Annotated in this window: 15 protein-coding genes; 6 read left to right on the forward strand and 9 right to left on the reverse strand. The window is 65.2% G+C overall.

Features of this window, described 5'->3' with window-relative positions; translation table 11 throughout:
• Positions 1 to 5: 5 nt before the first annotated feature.
• From ACVIGB_RS11105 to ACVIGB_RS11125, 5 genes are all read right to left on the reverse strand, one after another.
• Positions 6 to 305 (reverse strand): acylphosphatase, encoded by a 300-nt coding sequence (locus ACVIGB_RS11105; protein ID WP_456722647.1) that lies wholly within the window; start codon positions 303 to 305, stop codon positions 6 to 8.
• A complete protein-coding gene (locus tag ACVIGB_RS11110) occupies positions 302 to 1,168 on the reverse strand; it encodes an isocitrate lyase/PEP mutase family protein (protein ID WP_456722646.1) in 867 nt (288 codons plus the stop codon). The genes ACVIGB_RS11105 and ACVIGB_RS11110 overlap by 4 nt, the downstream gene beginning before the upstream one ends.
• A gap of 131 nt (positions 1,169 to 1,299) precedes the next feature.
• The gene (locus ACVIGB_RS11115) at positions 1,300 to 3,315 is read right to left on the reverse strand and encodes an acetyl-CoA carboxylase biotin carboxylase subunit (protein WP_456722645.1); all 2,016 of its coding nucleotides are present in this window, start codon (positions 3,313 to 3,315) and stop codon (positions 1,300 to 1,302) included.
• 166 nt (positions 3,316 to 3,481) lie between these two features.
• The gene (locus tag ACVIGB_RS11120; protein ID WP_016840474.1) at positions 3,482 to 3,688 is read right to left on the reverse strand and encodes a hypothetical protein; all 207 of its coding nucleotides are present in this window, start codon (positions 3,686 to 3,688) and stop codon (positions 3,482 to 3,484) included.
• A 53-nt stretch (positions 3,689 to 3,741) separates the two neighbouring features.
• Complete coding sequence (locus tag ACVIGB_RS11125; protein WP_456722644.1) at positions 3,742 to 3,870, reverse strand: hypothetical protein; 129 nt, start codon at positions 3,868 to 3,870, stop codon at positions 3,742 to 3,744.
• A 158-nt stretch (positions 3,871 to 4,028) separates the two neighbouring features.
• On the opposite strand from ACVIGB_RS11125, the gene ACVIGB_RS11130 reads away from it, so the two are divergent.
• Both ACVIGB_RS11130 and ACVIGB_RS11135 read left to right on the forward strand, forming a co-directional pair.
• Positions 4,029 to 4,826, forward strand: coding sequence for a thermonuclease family protein (locus tag ACVIGB_RS11130; RefSeq protein WP_456722643.1), 798 nt, complete (start codon positions 4,029 to 4,031; stop codon positions 4,824 to 4,826).
• A gap of 80 nt (positions 4,827 to 4,906) precedes the next feature.
• Positions 4,907 to 7,375 (forward strand): PAS domain-containing protein, encoded by a 2,469-nt coding sequence (locus tag ACVIGB_RS11135; RefSeq protein WP_456722642.1) that lies wholly within the window; start codon positions 4,907 to 4,909, stop codon positions 7,373 to 7,375.
• A 19-nt stretch (positions 7,376 to 7,394) separates the two neighbouring features.
• Here the strand turns inward: ACVIGB_RS11135 and ACVIGB_RS11140 are convergent, their stop codons facing one another.
• The 4 genes from ACVIGB_RS11140 to ACVIGB_RS11155 form a co-directional block, all read right to left on the reverse strand.
• Positions 7,395 to 7,691: a septal ring lytic transglycosylase RlpA family protein gene (locus tag ACVIGB_RS11140; protein ID WP_456722641.1), complete on the reverse strand. Its 297-nt coding sequence runs from the start codon at positions 7,689 to 7,691 to the stop codon at positions 7,395 to 7,397.
• 107 nt (positions 7,692 to 7,798) lie between these two features.
• The gene (locus tag ACVIGB_RS11145) at positions 7,799 to 10,510 is read right to left on the reverse strand and encodes a bifunctional diguanylate cyclase/phosphodiesterase (protein ID WP_456722640.1); all 2,712 of its coding nucleotides are present in this window, start codon (positions 10,508 to 10,510) and stop codon (positions 7,799 to 7,801) included.
• Positions 10,511 to 10,642: 132 nt separating this feature from the next.
• Positions 10,643 to 11,161 carry a hypothetical protein gene (locus ACVIGB_RS11150; protein WP_456722639.1) on the reverse strand — a complete coding sequence of 173 codons (519 nt, stop codon included), beginning with the start codon at positions 11,159 to 11,161 and terminating at the stop codon, positions 10,643 to 10,645.
• 144 nt (positions 11,162 to 11,305) lie between these two features.
• Positions 11,306 to 11,800: an ArsI/CadI family heavy metal resistance metalloenzyme gene (locus ACVIGB_RS11155; RefSeq protein WP_173642412.1), complete on the reverse strand. Its 495-nt coding sequence runs from the start codon at positions 11,798 to 11,800 to the stop codon at positions 11,306 to 11,308.
• A gap of 94 nt (positions 11,801 to 11,894) precedes the next feature.
• On the opposite strand from ACVIGB_RS11155, the gene ACVIGB_RS11160 reads away from it, so the two are divergent.
• The 4 genes from ACVIGB_RS11160 to ACVIGB_RS11175 all read left to right on the forward strand — a co-directional run bounded on the left by ACVIGB_RS11160 (position 11,895) and on the right by ACVIGB_RS11175 (position 17,119).
• Positions 11,895 to 12,122 carry a hypothetical protein gene (locus ACVIGB_RS11160; RefSeq protein ID WP_092114898.1) on the forward strand — a complete coding sequence of 76 codons (228 nt, stop codon included), beginning with the start codon at positions 11,895 to 11,897 and terminating at the stop codon, positions 12,120 to 12,122.
• 92 nt (positions 12,123 to 12,214) lie between these two features.
• Positions 12,215 to 12,565 (forward strand): hypothetical protein, encoded by a 351-nt coding sequence (locus tag ACVIGB_RS11165; protein ID WP_456722638.1) that lies wholly within the window; start codon positions 12,215 to 12,217, stop codon positions 12,563 to 12,565.
• A 113-nt stretch (positions 12,566 to 12,678) separates the two neighbouring features.
• Positions 12,679 to 13,902, forward strand: coding sequence for an efflux RND transporter periplasmic adaptor subunit (locus ACVIGB_RS11170; RefSeq protein ID WP_456722637.1), 1,224 nt, complete (start codon positions 12,679 to 12,681; stop codon positions 13,900 to 13,902).
• Positions 13,895 to 17,119 carry an efflux RND transporter permease subunit gene (locus ACVIGB_RS11175; RefSeq protein ID WP_456722636.1) on the forward strand — a complete coding sequence of 1,075 codons (3,225 nt, stop codon included), beginning with the start codon at positions 13,895 to 13,897 and terminating at the stop codon, positions 17,117 to 17,119. Before ACVIGB_RS11170 ends, ACVIGB_RS11175 begins: the two co-directional genes overlap by 8 nt.
• Positions 17,120 to 17,173: the final 54 nt, after the last annotated feature.

Consider the following 17,173-nt stretch of genomic DNA (forward strand, 5'->3'; position numbering starts at 1 on the left):
ACGCGTCATACCGTCGGCAGGACCGAGAACCGCTCCCCTGCCCGTCGCAGGTTCAGAAGATCGGAATTGCCTGATACGGCGTGCACACGGTCGACGCGCGCCGAGAACGGTCCGCGGCTGCAGGCCGCGATCATGTCAGCGACGACGGCCTCGGGGCCGGCGAACACCGCTTCAACGCTGCCGTCGCGGCGATTGCGGACCCAGCCTTCGAGGCCGCGCGAGGTCGCCTGCTCGTCGACCCAGGCGCGATAGCCGACCCCCTGGACGCGGCCACTGACCGTGATATGGCGGATCACACCGCTCATTTTTTCAGGCCGAGGAACTCGCCGCTGCGCGCCCTGGTCTCCGCCTCGCGCATCACGCGGCCGGTCAGTTCGGACGAGGCGATGCCTTTCAGATTCTTCGGCGAGGTGCCTTCGCGCAGCGCCTTCAACGTCTCGTAGACGGCCTGGGTTGCGGCCGCGAATGGCGCGTGGCCCTGCAGCGCGATCCTGACGCGCTGGCTTGCCAGATAATCCAGCGCGGTCATCTCCTCCGGCGCGCCGCCAAGCACGATCGGCAGCCTCGTCGCGGCCGAGAGCGCCTCGAGCTCACCGCGCGACTTGATACCGGTGAAGAACAGTCCATCGACGCCGACCGCCTCATAGGCCTTGGCGCGTGCGATCGCGTCGTCGAGGTTTGTGATCGAGACGGCACCGGTCCGGCCCAGGATGACGAGCGACGGATCGCTGCGGCCGTCAAGCGCGGCCTTCATCTTGCCGACGCCTTCCTCGAGTGAGATCAGCTGCGCCTTGGCCTGGCCGAACGCCTGCGGCAGCAGCGTATCCTCGATGGTGAGGCCGGCGGCACCGGCGGCTTCGACCTCCTGAACCGTGCGCCGAACGTTGAGCGCATTGCCGTAACCATGGTCGGCATCGACAAGCACAGGCAAGGTCGACGCACGCGACATCCGGCGCACCTGTTCAGCGAATTCAGTCAACGTGATCAGCGCAATATCGGGATCGCCGAGCACGGCGAGCGATGCAACCGAGCCGCCGAACATGCCGAGCTCGAAACCGAGATCATCCGCGATCCGGATCGAGGTCGCGTCATAGACCGAGCCCGGGCGGATGCAGGTTGATCCGTTGAGAATCGATCGCAGTGCTTCGCGGCGTTTGCGGAAGGCCATGTATTCCTCTCCATCCACGTCATTGCGAGGAGCTCGCGACAAAATTGCTAAGCAATTTTGCGTTGAAGCGACGAAGCAATCCATTGTTGACGAGGAGAGTGGATTGCTTCGCTTCGCTCGCAATGACGAGTCTAGGCGAACTCCAGGATCAGTGCATCGACCGCGAGCGTGGCACCGGCGGCGGCGTGGATCTTCTTGACCGTGCCGTCGCGCTCGGCGCGCAGCACGTTCTGCATCTTCATGGCTTCCACCACCGCGAGCGTCTCGCCGGCCTTGACCTCCTGGCCCTCGATCACCGCGATCGACACCACGAGCCCGGGCATCGGACACAGCAACTTCTTGCCAGTGTCGGCGGCCGAGGTCACCGGCATCAGCCGCGCCGAGGTCGCCTCGGTCTCGGTGAAGACATAGACCGGCACCTCATAGCCTTGATGCGCGAGGCGGAAGCCGTTGTTGATGGCCCGCACCTGCACGGCGACAAAATTGCCGTCGATGGTGCCCTGCCACACCGGCTCGCCCGGCGCCCAGCTCGACACCAGATTGTGCGGATTGCCCGGCAGCCCATCGGCGCCGATGAAGCGCACAGCGATGGCGTCATCCTCGCGCGCGACGTCGAGCGCGATTTCGGCGCGATCGAGCCACACCGCGCGACGGCGCTCGCGCTGCACCACCCGGCCGCCCATCTGGCCGGAAATCTGCCGCTTGCGCTCGCCCAGCACGTGATCGATCGCGGCGCCGACCGCCGCGAGCCGCCGCGCGATCTCGCCCTCGGGGGCGCGCGCGGAGAATCCCTTCGGGAATTCTTCCGCGATGAAGCCGGTCGAGAGCCGGCCCTCGCGCCAGCGCGGATGGTTCATCAGCGCCGACAGGAACGGAATGTTGTGCCTGATGCCGTCGACATAGAAGGCGTCGAGCGCGGTCGCCTGCGCCTCGATCGCCGCGGCACGCGACGGAGCATGGGTGACGAGCTTGGCGATCATCGGATCGTAATGGATCGAGATCTCGCCGCCCTCCTGCACGCCGGTGTCGTTGCGGATCGTAATGCCGTCATGGCTGGCCTCGGCCGGCGGACGGTATTTCACCAGGCGGCCGATCGAGGGCAGGAAGTTGCGGAACGGATCCTCGGCATAGACGCGGGACTCCACCGCCCAGCCGGTCAGCGTGACGTCCTTCTGCGCGAGTGCAAGCTTCTCGCCGGCGGCGACGCGGATCATCTGCTCGACGAGGTCGATGCCGGTGATCAGCTCGGTGACGGGATGCTCGACCTGCAGACGGGTGTTCATCTCCAGGAAGTAGAAGCTCTTGTCCTGGCCGGCGACGAATTCCACGGTGCCGGCCGAATCGTAGTTCACCGCCTTGGCCAGCGCGACGGCCTGCTCGCCCATCTTGCGGCGGGTCTGCTCGTCGAGCAGCGGCGACGGCGCTTCTTCGATGACCTTCTGGTTGCGGCGCTGGATCGAGCACTCGCGCTCGCCGAGATAGATCACGTTGCCATGCTTGTCGCCGAGGATCTGGATCTCGATGTGCCTGGGATCGACGATGAATTTCTCGATGAAGACGCGGTCGTCGCCGAATGACGACTTCGCCTCGGCCTTGGCGAGGTTGAAGCCTTCGGCGACTTCGCTCTTCGAATGCGCGATGCGCATGCCCTTGCCGCCACCGCCGGCGGAGGCCTTGATCATCACGGGATAGCCGATCTCGTCGGCGATCTGGACGGCGTGCTTGTCGTCCTCGATGACGCCGAGATGGCCGGGCACGGTCGAGACCTTGGCCTTGGCCGCGGCCTTCTTGGATTCGATCTTGTCGCCCATCGCGGCAATGGCGCCGGGGTTCGGGCCGATGAAGACGATGCCGGCTGCTTCCAGCGCGCGCGGAAACGCCTCGCGCTCGGACAGGAAGCCGTAGCCGGGATGAACCGCCTGTGCGCCGGTCTTGCGGCAGGCGTCGACGATCTTGTCGATCAGAAGATAGCTCTCGGCCGCGGCGGGCGGGCCGATCAACACGGCGTCGTCGGCCATCTCGACATGCAGCGCGTCGCGGTCGGCCTCGGAGTAGACGGCAACCGTCTCAATCCCCATACGGCGCGCAGTCTTGATGACCCGGCAGGCGATCTCGCCGCGGTTGGCGATCAGGATTCGTTTGAACATGCTCTTCTTGCTTGGGCTTTGGGCAGGATTCCTCCCCGCGCAATCCGGCACGGGCGATTGGGCGTAACCGCTCCGTGGTACAGCAAAATGCCCCGGAGGCAAATGCAGACCCGGCCCCGACGTGGCCAGTCCTTGCCCAGTCCCGGGCGGTAGCCTGAGAGGTATTTCAGCCCGAATAGGTCTTGAAGCGGCCGCGCGAATGCGCTTTCGCGACGGCCTTCATCAGCTCGCTGACCTCGTTCTCCAGGAATTCATTGGCCACGATCAGCGCCCGGATGGTCGCGCGCAAATTGCCGCCGCAGGCGGAAATAGCCTGATCGACAGCCGCTTCCAGCCCGTCATCGTCATCAGATTCGGGCCGTGCAGACATCATGGGGCATCCGGGATTCAGGTGGCACATCATGTTCCTATTTTGTTCTCATGAAGTCAATCGGATCTTTGCTCGGAAGCTGTCTGCTGAGGCGCTTCTCGCTTCCGCCGCCAGCGCACGAGGCATTGCAGGGTCCAGATGTCGGTGATGACATCGGCAATGAGGTTGATGATGAACTCGGCCATATCAGCATCCCTTCGATGACAGTGTCCGGCCGTTCTACGTCGCGGAATGCCGATCGGGATGTGATGGCGCGCACGTATCTCGTGTGAACAGGCCTTGGTTGGATCGTACCTGCCTGTGCTAGAAGTTCGGCTGCCCGCCAAAAATCTGAAGTGAGAAAATGCGGTTTCGCAATCCGATCATCACGACGCTTCTCCTGACATGCCTGTCCGCGAGCGCTGTCCTGTCTGCGACGGCTGCCTTGTCTACGACCGCCGGCCCTTCGGCCGCGGCGATCGTCAAGGACGCCGGCACGGTTCAGCTCGGCAACACGGTTTACCGGCTCGACGGCATCGACGCGCCGGCGGCCGACCAGCTCTGCATCGACGAGCACGCCGACGTCTGGACCTGCGGGATTGAAGCGCGCGACCAGCTGACAAAGCTGATCGGCGGCAAACCGATTCATTGCGACGACATCGGCGTCGACCCGACCTTCAAGAAGCGCCGCCTCGGCGTCTGCAAGCTCGAGGGCGACCCGACCAGCCTCAGCCAGGTGATGGTGCAGAAGGGCTACGCCCTCAACGTCGAGACGTCGGCCACTGGCCGATTCAAGCCGGATCAGGCCACCGCCAAGGACAATCGTGCCGGGCTATGGAAGGGCTGCTTCGTGGCGCCGCGCGATTTTCGTCTCGGCAAGAAGGACGGCGCCCTGCTCGGCAACGCCTGCCCGGCCGACCGTGACACGCAGATCCGCAATGCGCTCTTCCCCGACGACCTGCCGATGCCGGCAAGCTGCAACATCAAGGGCAAGTATGCCGTACGCGCCCGCGTCACCGGCAATGTCGGCATCTATCACCTGCAAGCGTGCCGCAGTTACCCCGGCCTCGGCAATCCGGATCGCTGGTTCTGCTCCGAGGAGGATGCGCAGGCCGCCGGGTTCCGCAGGGCCTATAATTGCCGCCCGCCCAAAGGCAAATGAAGGGCAAGTGATCGCCGCAAATCACGCTGGAAAAGCCGCCTCGTCCTGTGTGAAACTGCGCCGAGAGGTTGCCGGCGCGTATGACCCCACCCGATCCCGCTGATGTGCTTCCCGAAGCTGCGGCAGCCGAACGGCTGCGGCAGCACCTTGAGGAGATCGCGCGCGAACGCGATCGCGCCCATCGCGAGCTTCAGGAGCGCGAGGCCGAGCTGGCACGGATCCAGCGCATCGCGCGGGTCGGCGGGCTCGAGATCGATTTCCGCGACGGCGTGCGCAACCGCCGCTCCCCCGAATATCTGCTGGTGCACGGCCTGCCGCCCGAAGAGGTCAACGAGACCTATGAGAACTGGGTCGCGCGCATTCACCCCGACGATCGCGAACGAACCATCAGCCACCTGTTCGGCGTGCTCAAGGCCGGCGGCGAGGATTACACCGCCGAATACCGCATCATCCGCCCGAACGACGGCGAGAGCCGCTGGATCCGTGTCGTCGCCAAGATCGACCGCGACCGCAACGGCCGCGCGCTGCGGCTGGTCGGTGCCGATCTCGACGTCACCGATCAGATGCTGGCGCAGGAAACCCTGCGCGAGAGCGAGGAACGCTTCCGCCTGATCGCCGACAGCGCGCCGGTGCCGATCTGGGTGACCAAGCTCGACCGCACCCGCTCCTTCGCCAACCAGGCCTATCTGGATTTCCTCGGCCTGCCGTTCGAGGAGGCGGTCGTGTTCGACTGGCGCAAGGCGCTGCATCCGGACGATCTGCCGAACATCCTGCAGGAGCAGATCACCGGCGAATTGTCGCTCAAGCCGTTCGTGCTCGAGGCACGCTATCGGAATGCGGCGGGCGATTGGCGCTGGCTGCGCTCGGAATCGCAACCGCGTTGGGACCCGAACGGCAAGCATATCGGCTTCATCGGCGTCGCCCACGACATCACGGCGGCCAAGGAAGCCGAGATCGAGCTGCGCAAGCTCAACGAGTCGCTGGAACGGCGCATCCTGGAGCGCACCGCACAGCTCGAATCCCGCGAAGCGCAGATGCGCGCGATCCTGGAAACCAGCCATCAATATCAGATGCTGCTCAACCGGGATGGCGATCTGCTCTATACCAACCAGACCGCGCTGGCCGGCATCCGCGCCGAGGCCAGTGACGTCGTCGGCAAGCCGTTCTGGGACACGCCATGGTTCACTGCGACCGACGGCATGCCGCGCGTGATCCAGAATGCCTTTGCGACCGCGATGCGCGGCGAGGACGTCAAGATCGAGCTGCGGCTGCAGCTGCCGATCGGCGAGCGCTATTTCGATTTCGCGATGCGCCCGTTGCAGGACCAGCACGGCACGATCGTCGGCGCGGTGCCGGAGGCCGTCGACATCACCGAACGGCGCCGCGGCGAGGAAGCCCTGCGGCAGTCGCAGAAGATGGAAGCGGTCGGCCAGCTCACCGGCGGCGTCGCGCACGACTTCAACAACCTGCTCACCATCATCCGCTCCGCGACCGACTTCCTGCGCCGCCGCGAGCTGCCGGACGAGCGGCGACGCCGCTACATCGACGCGATCTCCGAGACCGTGGAGCGGGCCTCCAAGCTCACAGCACAGCTTCTGGCGTTCGCGCGCCGGCAACCGCTCAATCCCGAAGTGTTCAATGTCGGGACGCAGGTCGATAGCGTGGTGCAGCTGATCCGTCCGCTGGTCGGCGCGCGGATTCACATCGAGGTCAGGATCGACGATCCCGACTGCTTTGCGATCGCCGATATCGGCCAGTTCGAGACCGCGATGATCAACCTTGCGGTCAATGGCCGCGATGCCATGAACGGCGAAGGCCAGCTGACGATCGGCGTCAGGAAGGTCAAGCACATCCCCGCCCTGCGCGCCCAGGCCTCGCGCAGCGGCGATTTCGTGACGGTCTCGATCCAGGATACCGGCACCGGCATCTCGCCGGAAAATCTCGACGCGATCTTCGAACCGTTCTTCACCACCAAGGAGGTCGGCAAGGGAACGGGCCTCGGGCTGAGCCAGGCGTTCGGTTTCGTCAAGCAGTCCGACGGCGACATCGAGGTGACCAGCACGCCCGGGCACGGCGCAACCTTCACCATCTATCTGCCGCAGGCGATGCGCCCGGCGGACGCCAAGGTCGCGGCCAGCGCCGGCATCGAGCAGGCCTCGATCGGCCGCGGCTATCGCGTCCTCGTGGTCGAGGACAACGACGATGTCGGCCAGTTCTCCACCGAGCTGCTCGAGGATCTCGGCTATTCGGTCAAGCGCGCAGCGAACGCCAACGCAGCGCTGTCGATCCTCTCCGAGAACGAGTTCGCCGCCGACCTCGTATTCTCCGACGTGATCATGCCCGGCATGAATGGCGTCGAGCTCGCCGGCGTGATCCGCGATCGCTTTCCCGGCCTGCCGGTGGTGCTGACCAGCGGCTACAGCAACGTGCTCGCCGAGAATGCGCATAGCGGCTTCGAGCTGATACAGAAACCCTATTCGGTCGAGGCGCTGTCGCGCACGCTCCGCAAGGCGATCGCCGAGCAGCGGGCGACCGCCTCAAAACCCTGATCCCGCCGCCGGCCGCGCGCTACTCGATCACCACATGCGCGACGCCGAGCTGAAGGATGCCGAGCGCGCGGGCCGCCGTGGTCGAGACATCGATGATCCGTCCGCGAACGAACGGTCCGCGGTCGTTGACCCGGCACCGGATCGATTTCCCGTGATAGGACACCGTGACCATGCTGCCGAATGGCCGCTTGCGATGCGCGCAGGTCATCTCGCCACTCCTGCCGATGCCATGATAATAGGACGCAAGGCCATTCTCAGCGTTCGCCATGCACGAGGTAAACAGCAGCATGGCCACGGACGTTACTGCGGTCTTCATTGATTGCCTGCCGGTCGAGCCCCGCAATGGAACGCGGTTCCACCGTTTCGGTTCCGCGCCCGACACGTCGGCAGGTCGATTTTTGGGAACTTTTCAGTGAGAGCCGCTCAGGCGGCGTCCTCGACGCTATCGGCCGCGAGCAGCGTCCGCAGATCCTGCGCCGGAACCGGCTTGCTGAACAGGTAGCCCTGCATCTGCGTGCAACCCAGCATCTGCACGGTATCGCGCTGCTGATCGGTCTCGACGCCCTCGGCGGTCGTGATCATGTTGCGGTCGGCCGCGATCGAGACCACCGCGCGGATGATCGAGGCCGAGCCGCTGTTGCGGGTGACTTCCTTGACGAAGCTGCGGTCGATCTTGATCTTGTCGAACGGAAAGCGCTGCAGATATTGCAACGACGAGTAGCCGGTGCCGAAATCGTCGAGCGCGATGTGGACGCCGAGCGCACGGAGCTGGCCGAGCGTGACCAGCGCCGCATCGTCGTCGGCGATCAGCACCGCCTCGGTGATCTCGAGCTCGAGCCTGCGCGGGTCGAGCCCGCTCTCGGCAAGCGCACTCGCGACCTTCAGCGCCAGCGTCTCCGACTTGAACTGGATCGGCGAGACGTTGACCGCCAGGCGCACATGCGCCGGCCACGCCGCCGCCTCGATGCAGGCGGTGCGCAACACCCACTGCCCGATCTCCTCGATCAGCCCGGTCTCCTCGGCGACCGGGATGAACTCCGCAGGCGAGATCATGCCGCGCACCGGATGGCGCCAGCGCAGCAGCGCCTCGCAGCCGGTCACCTCGTCGCTGCGCAGGTCGACCAGCGGCTGATAGTGCAGCTCGAAGCGGTCCTCCGCCAACGCACTTCGCAGATCGGCCTCCAGCGCGCGGCGCAGATTGGCCTGCTTCTCCATCGCCGGATCGAAGAAGCGATAGGTCCTGCGGCCGGCGGCCTTGGCCGCGTACATGGCGAGGTCGGCGCATTTGAGCAGGCCGAACAGGTCGGAGCCGTGGCGCGGGGCGATCGCAATGCCGATGCTGGCGTCGCTCGACAGCCAATGACCGTGGCAGTCGAACGGCGTGCGCAGCGACTGATAGACACGCGCGACCAGATCGCTGACGTCGTCGTCCGACATGATGTCATGCTGGACGATCGCGAATTCGTCGCCGCCGAGGCGCGCGATGAAGTCGTTCGATCCGACCGACTGGCGCAGCTTCTCGGCGACGCGCCGCAGGAATTCATCGCCGATCGGATGCCCCAGCGTATCGTTGATCCGCTTGAACTCGTCGATATCGATGTAATGGATCGCGAACTCGCGGACGACAGCTTCGCGCAACAATTCTTCCGCGTGACGCTGGAACAGCGTCCGGTTCGGCAGATTGGTCAAGGCATCGTAATGCGCGAGATACTCGATCTGCGCCTGCGCACGCCGCCCGTCGGTGACGTCCTCGAGCGTGGTGGCCCAGCCGCCGTCAGGAGCGCGTTTGTAGATCAGGCGGATGCTGCGGCCGTCAGGCGTCATGATCACCGAGTCCCGGATTTCGTCTCCCCTGGGATTGGTGAACCGCGCACAATATTCGTCGACATCGCCGACGAATGAACCGAGCGCCCGGCGATGCAGGATCAGATCGCGCAGATGGCAGCCGGGCCTGGCGACATCGGGCGACAGGCCGAACATGTCGATGTATCGCTGGTTGCAGATCACGAGCCGCGCCGAGGCATCGAACAGCAGAAGCCCCTGCGTCATGGTGTTGATCGCGGTGTCGAGATGCTGGCTCTTCTCGGACAGCCGGCGCTGCGCCGCGTCGTGCTGCCGTCGCAGCTGGCGCACGATCAAGAAGATCGTCATGACGACGATCAGCACCGCCAGCACAGCAGCGCAAAACTGCAGCTTGGTCTGGGCACGCCAGTCCTCCAGTGCGCTGGAGGTCCTTGTGGTGGCAAGGATCAGGATCGGGAAATGCGACAGCGACCTGGCCGCGCCGACGTTCTCCTCACCCGATGCGCCGACGAACCGTCCCGACAGGTTGCCGCCAAGGCTGATGACCTTCCGGAACACCGGCTGGTCGATGATGTTGCGGCCGACCACGCCGGCATCCTGCGGATAACGCGCGATGATCGTTCCGTCGCGATGAATCATCGAAATCACGGTGTCGCCGTCCAGCGCCAGCGAGGCCACGAAGTCCTCGAAATGGCTGGGCTCGACGCCGCGGCTCGCGAAGCCGATGATCTCGCCGTTGCGCCCGGTGATCTTGCGCGCAAAGATCGTGGTCCAGTTGCCGGTCACCTTGCTCATCGCGGGTTCGACGATGACAGGCGACGTCGGCCGTCCCGAGGTGAACTCCTGGAAATAGCGCCGTTCGGCAATGCTGACGTCGGGCACCGGCCACATCTCGGACGAGTTGATCAGCCATCCCTTGGCGTTGAACAGATTGAGCCCGCCGACATGCGGCAGCGCGGCCAGCCGCGTGCGCAGCATCTCGTGCGCGCTCAGGAGCGACATGTTCTTTTCGAACTGATCGGCGGTCTCGACCTGCTCCGACCGCAGATAGTTCACGATGTCGTCGTGGACATGCTGGAGGTCGCTGAGCTGCTGGTCGAAATGCCGCGACAGCAGCAGCGCGGTGTTGTTGAGCTCGCGTTCGGACATCTCCAGCGCGCGCTCGCGAAACTGCAGCGCGAGATAGCCGGTGCCAAGCGTGATGGCGAGCACCAGCAGCGCGGCGCTGAGGACGAGCCACTGAATGGCGCCCATCCTGGTGGCGCGCAGCACACCCTTGATCGACAGCCGCCGGTGCTCCGGCTTCACGCTGTTCGTTGATACAACCGACATTTTCCTGCCCCTGCGGGTGCCCTTCTACGGGAGCACAACCCAAGGGCTCGTTAGGAAAATCAGTTATCGGACTGTTAAGGCGGATGAGTAGCTGAGCGCGATCGGCACGGGACGCCTCAGGACGCGACCGCCTCAGGCGACCCCGGCCGCCTCCTTCAGGCTGCACTCGATCAACGCGCCCTCAATGCTGAATTTCGAGAATGGAGAGAACGGCGTCGCGGCCTTGAGCGCTGCGAAGAATTGCGAGTCGCCAGGACTCTTGAGCAGAAAACGGATGTGGCTGGCCGCCAGCGCATCGCGCGACAGCCAGACGACGCCGGAGAACAGCGCCACGAGCATCTGCGCGTAATCGCTGACATCGGCGAGGCCGAGATCGTAAATCGGAGACACATTGATGAAACGCGCGCTGAGCGCCGGCGACGTATATCGGCTCATCAACAGACGCCTGACCTGACAGACCGCGTGGACCCGTTCGCCGTCGGTCAGGTGATACAGCCCCTGACTGTCGCCCTCCCTGGCGGTCAGCGCTTCAAAGGCACTGATGCCGCCAAAGGTGGCAAAATCCTCCCCGACGCCTTCAGCGTCCTTCTTCCATTGTGTCTTGATATGACGCCAGGACCGCTCAGGATCCTTGATTGGCAAAAGCCGCATGGTTAGGGGGCTGTTAGCACGGAGGGGAGTCGTCGCTGGGATAATATGTCGCAGGCATTAAGCTTTTGCTTACAGCGGTAGCCGGCTGCGCCGACATGACGACTGCCCGGCGACGTCTTGGCGTCGGTATGCGACCGCCCGAGCTCACGATCTGCAGCAGGCCGAAGCCTCTGGCGGCGCGGCCTGGGGCTGCGGCGCACAACAGGCACTCTGCTGCCCGTCCAGCTTCTCGTGCGCGACGCGCGCGGTACGCTCGCCGCTGCCGTCGCCATAGACGATGCTCTCACCCGTCGTATGGAAGGTCTCCCACGCAATCCCCGCGGGATCGTCGATCCACGACTTCTCGGACTTGGCATAGCAGCACACCGTCTGGCCCTGCTCGATCACCTCGCCGCCCGCCTTGCGCAGCCGGCCATAGACCTCGCCGAGCTCCTCGGCGCTTTCCACCTGAATGCCGAGATGATCAAGCCCCGGCTCGCGGCCACGGGTCGAGATCGCGAAATTGACGCGGGGATCGTCGAGCATCCATTTGGCATAGTCGGATTTCACGACCGTCGGTTCGGCGCCGAACAACGCCGAGTAGAAGCCGACCGATTGGTGGATGTCCTTGACGGCGACGTGAACATGCATGCGCTTCATGGGAGCAATCCTTTCGGGCGGCGACGCTGGATGGATATTCCAGCCCAAGCATGCTCAGATATCAACAGCGTTACAATGGGAGTCCTGCTGCGGGATGGATGTGCTCACGCTGTTTGGTTTGTTCGCCGTGACGATGATGCTCGTCTGCTACGCAGCCGAAGATCGGAGCCCCTGGTTCATCCTGGCTTTCGCAGTCTCCTGCGCGCTCGGCTCGGCCTACGGCTTCCTGCAGGGCGCCTGGCCGTTCGGACTGGTCGAAGCGATCTGGGCCGTCGTCGCCGCGCGCCGCTGGCTGATGCGCCGAACCGCTGAGAGCGTGTAACGTTATAGTATCCGCGGCAATTCTGTCGCGGCGTCGAACTTGAATGCGTGCGGTCGCGGCGCTAATTAGGGCCCATGGACGCTTCGCGCACCATGATTCAGTCTTCCGCTCATGCAACAGGATCGCGCCGCTGGCGCAGCCTGCTTGCGGGGCTGATTTCGCTTGCGCTGGTGCTGTCGTTCTTCCACGGCTGGGCGTTCGACGGCGATGACGATGCAGCTCCCGGATTCTCGATCGCACAGTCGATCAACGACACCGGCGGCAAGGCTCCCGCGCATCCGGCCTCACTGCACGGCGATCACTGCCTGACCCACGTCGCCTCGGTGGCACCGCAGGAGACGGCATTCCCGATCGCCTATGCGCCGCATAGCTATGGCGACGGCAGCATCGGGCTGCCGGCGTCGGCCGATCGCCTCTCCCCCTTCAAACCACCCCGCGCCTGATCCGGTCGGCATGACCGGCCGTGCGCCGCTGCCATCCGGTAGCGCGCACGCTTCCGCACAGATCAATGTCGCGACAGCGCAGGGCCACCGGCATGCGCTGCGGAGAGGCGCATATGAAACGGGTTGTTCTATTTTTCGCCGGCGTGGCCGCCGGCATCGCATTGGTCGTTGTGGCGGCCGGATGGATCGGCTGGCCGGTCAAGTTCCCGGCTACGACGCAGGAGACTGCGGCCACAGATTCACCGAAGGCCGAGGCCAGGCATGAGGCCCCCGGACATATCGAGCTCAGCGAAGACCAGATTCGTGAGTCTGGCATCACGCTCGCACCAGCCAGTGGCGGCATGCTGAAGCGACATTTCCTCGCGCCGGGATCGCTGATCCCCGACGCCGATCATATCGGCCGCGTCTCGGTCCGCGTGCTCGCGACAGTCACGGAACTGCGCAAGCGTCTCGGCGACGTGGTCGAGAAAGGCGAGATCGTCGCTGCGATCGAAAGCCGTGAGGTGGCCGACGCCAAGAGCGAATACCTCGCCGCACGGCTCACCAACGACCTGCAGCAGACCCTCTATGCCAGACAGAAGACGCTGGTCGAGACCCGCATCGTCTCGGAAAACGAGTTCCTGCGCACGCGACTGACCGCGAACGACGCCCAGATCAAGCTCGACGGCGCGCGGCAGAAGCTGTTTGCGCTCGGCCTGTCGGAAAGCGAGATCACCGATCTGCCCAACCAGCCGCCTGAAAGCTTGCGGACGCAGTTCCTGCGCGCGCCGATCTCAGGCCGGGTGTCCGAACGGCGCGTCGACCTCGGCGGACTGATCGGACGCGAGGGCCAGGAAAGCGAGCTTTATGTCATCGTCAATCTCGACGACATCTGGGTCGATCTGGCGGTCTCGCCAGAGGACATCAGCGCAGTTCGCGAAGGCGTGTCGGTCAAGATCCGCGCCATCGGCACCGAGGATGAAGCCAGTGCCGGCGTGATCTTCGTCAGCCCCCTGCTCGACCGCGAGACCCGCAATGCCCGCGTGATCGCGACCCTGCCCAACAAGGAGCACCGCTGGAAGCCGGGCACCTTCGTCACCGCAGAGGTGCCGCTGTCAGGCGCGCCGTCCACCGTGATGGTGACGAAGAAGGCGATTCAAACCATCAAGGGGACGCCGACCGTATTCGTGCGTGATGCCGACGGCTTCGAGGCGAGGTCGGTGCGGACCGGTCGCGAGGACGATGACGACATCGAGATCGTCGCGGGTCTTGCCGCCGGCGAGACCATCGCTGTGCAGAACACCTTCACATTGAAGGCCGAGGTCGAGAAGGACGAAGCGGAGCACGGCCATGATTGAGCGCATCATCGGTCTTGCGATCCAGCGGCGCTGGGTGGTCGTCACACTGGCAGCGGTCCTGATGCTCCTCGGCGGCCTCGCATTGACCAGGCTGCCGATCGACGCAGTGCCCGACATCACCAACAAGCAGGTCCAGATCAACACCGTCGCACCGGCGTTGTCGCCGGCGGAAATCGAGAAGCAGATCACCTTCCCGATCGAAACGGCCCTGGCGGGCGCGCCAAGGCTGGAGAGCACGCGGTCGCTCTCGCGTAACGGCTTCTCGCAGATCACGGCGGTGTTCAGCGAAGCCACCGATATCTATTTCGCCCGCCAGCAGGTCGGCGAGCGCCTGACCGAAGTTCGCGCGCGCCTGCCGCAAGGCATCGAGCCGCGCATTGGCCCGACCACGACCGGTCTTGGTGAAATCTACATGTGGACCGTCCATTACTCCGGGCAGAAGGTGCAGAGCGACGGCGCGCCGGGCCTGCAGAGCGACGGCCGCTTCCTCACGGCGGACGGCCAGGTGCTGCAAAGCGAAGTCGAGAAGGACGCCTATCTGCGCACGGTGCAGGACTGGATCATCAAGCCGCAGATCAAGATGGTGCCGGGTGTCGCTGGCGTCGATTCGATCGGCGGCTACCTCAAGCAGTACCAGGTCCATCCCGATGCGGCGAAGCTGATCGCGCTCGGCCTCACCTTTGCCGACGTCGCCAAGGCGATCCAGAGCAACAATGTCAGCCGCGGTGCGCGCTATATCGAGCGCAACGGCGAAGGATTCGTGGTCCGGTCCGGCGGCCGGCTCGAGAACATCGAGGAACTCGGCGCCGTCGTCGTCACCACTCGCGGCGGCGTCCCGGTCCGGATTCGCGACCTCGCCTCGCTCTCGATCGGCGGCGAGACGCGCACCGGCAGCGCCAGCGAGAACGGCCGCGAAGTCGTGGTCGGCACCGCACTGATGCTGATCGGCGCCAACAGCCGCACGGTATCGGCCGCGGTCGACGCCAAGTTGCGCGCGATCACGCCGTCCTTGCCGGCAGGCGTCGCAGTCGAGACGGTGCTCGATCGCACCCAGCTGGTCGATGCGACCATCGGCACCGTCGCGCGCAATCTCAGCGAAGGCGCGCTGCTGGTGATCGCGGTGCTGTTCGTGCTGCTCGGCAATTTCCGCGCGGCATTGATCACGGCACTGGTGATCCCGATCGCGATGCTGATGACGGCGATCGGCATGTGGCAGGGCCGCATCAGCGCCAATCTGATGAGCCTCGGTGCGCTGGATTTCGGCCTGATCGTCGACGGCGCCGTCATCATCACGGAGAACAGCCTGCGTCATCTTGCCGAGAAGCAGCATGCGCTTGGCCGCGTGCTAACCCGCGACGAACGGCTGGCGACGGTACGGGCGTCCGCGGTGGAAATGGTGCAGCCGAGCCTTTACGGCCAGGCCATCATCCTGCTGGTCTATGTGCCGCTTCTCACCTTCACCGGCGTCGAAGGCAAGATGTTCGAGCCGATGGCGCTGACCGTGATCCTGGCGCTCGCCGCCGCCTTCGTGCTGTCGCTGACGCTCGTTCCCGCGCTGATCGCGATCGGCATCACCGGCCGCGTGCAGGAGAAGGAGAACTGGCTCGTTGCCGCATTGAAGCGCGGGTACAGCCCGCTGCTGCGGCGCGCGGTTGCAACGCCCCTGCCCGTCATCGCCGTGGCGGTCGTGTTGTTCGCGACCGCCCTGTTCGGATTCTTCCGGCTCGGCCAGGAGTTCATCCCCTCGCTCGACGAGAAGAACATCGCCATGCACGCGCTCAGAATTCCGAGCACGGCGCTGTCGCAGTCGCAGGCGATGCAGCTCTCGGTCGAGAAGGCCGTCAGCCGCTTCCCGCAGGTGTCGTTCGTGTTCTCCAAGACCGGCACCGCGGAGGTGGCGAGCGACCCGATGCCGCCGAACGCGTCCGACACCTTCATCATCCTGAAGCCGCGCGCAGAGTGGCCGGATCCCTCGCTGACCAAGGAGCAGCTGATCGAGGAGATCTCGAAGGCGGTCGGCCGGCTGCCTGGCAACGTCTATGAATTCACCCAGCCGATCCAGATGCGCTTCAACGAACTGCTCGCCGGCGTTCGCGGCGACATCGCGGTCAAGGTGTTCGGCGACGAGTTCGAGGCGATGCAGAAGGCCGCCAACCAGATCGCCGCCGCGCTGCGTGGCGTGCGCGGCGCGACCGACGTCAAGGTCGAACAGGCCGGTGGCCTGCCCGTGCTCGAGATCAAGGTCGACAAGGCGGCGATTGCCCGGCGAGGCCTGAGCGTCTCCGAGGTCCAGGACGTGATCGGTGCCGCGGTCGGCGGCCAGGATGCCGGCGTCGTCTACGAGGGCGATCGCAGCTTCGACATCGTGGTGCGATTGCCGGAGAGCGTCCGCTCCGATCTCGAGGCGTTGAGTAATTTGCCGGTCGCCTTGCCGAAGGCAACGCCGAGTTCGCCGGTGCAGAGCCTGCCGCTCAACCGCGTCGCGCAGTTCTCCTTCACCGAGGGCCCGAACCAGATCAGCCGCGAGAACGGCAAGCGCCGCATCGTGGTGACGGCCAATGTCCGCGGCCGCGATCTCGGCTCGGTGGTCGAGGAAGCTCAGGCAAAGGTCACGCAATCGGTGCAGCTGCCGCCCGGCTACTGGATGACCTGGGGCGGCCAATCGGAAAATCTCGCCGCGGCGCGCCAGCGCCTTGCCGTCGTGGTGCCGGCCTGTTTTGCGATGATCTTCCTGTTGCTGCTGGCGGCGATGGGCTCGGCGCGCGATGCGCTGCTGGTGTTCAGCGCGGTGCCGCTGGCGCTCACCGGCGGCGTCGCGGCGCTGTGGCTGCGCGGCATGCCGTTCTCGATCTCGGCGGCGGTCGGCTTCATCGCGCTGTCCGGCGTTGCGGTGCTGAACGGGCTCGTGATGCTGAGCTTCGTCCGGCAATTGCGCGAGCGCGGCGTGCCGATCCGGGAGGCCATCGAGCAAGGCGCCCTCACCCGCTTCCGGCCCGTGGTGATGACCGCGCTGGTCGCCTCGCTCGGTTTCGTGCCGATGGCGTTCGCGACCGGCACCGGCGCCGAGGTGCAGAAGCCGCTCGCCACCGTCGTGATCGGCGGCCTGATCAGCGCGACCCTGCTCACGCTTGCCGTCCTGCCCGCGCTCTATGCACGGTACGGGCATGCCGGTAGCGCTGCGCGCAATGAGAGAACCGCGGTTCAGCCCGCGGAATGACGGTGTGTCGACCGGCCGTCGCCAACAAAAATCCGGCAGTTACAGCGCCGACCG

Source organism: Bradyrhizobium sp. USDA 4341 (genome assembly GCF_054063755.1).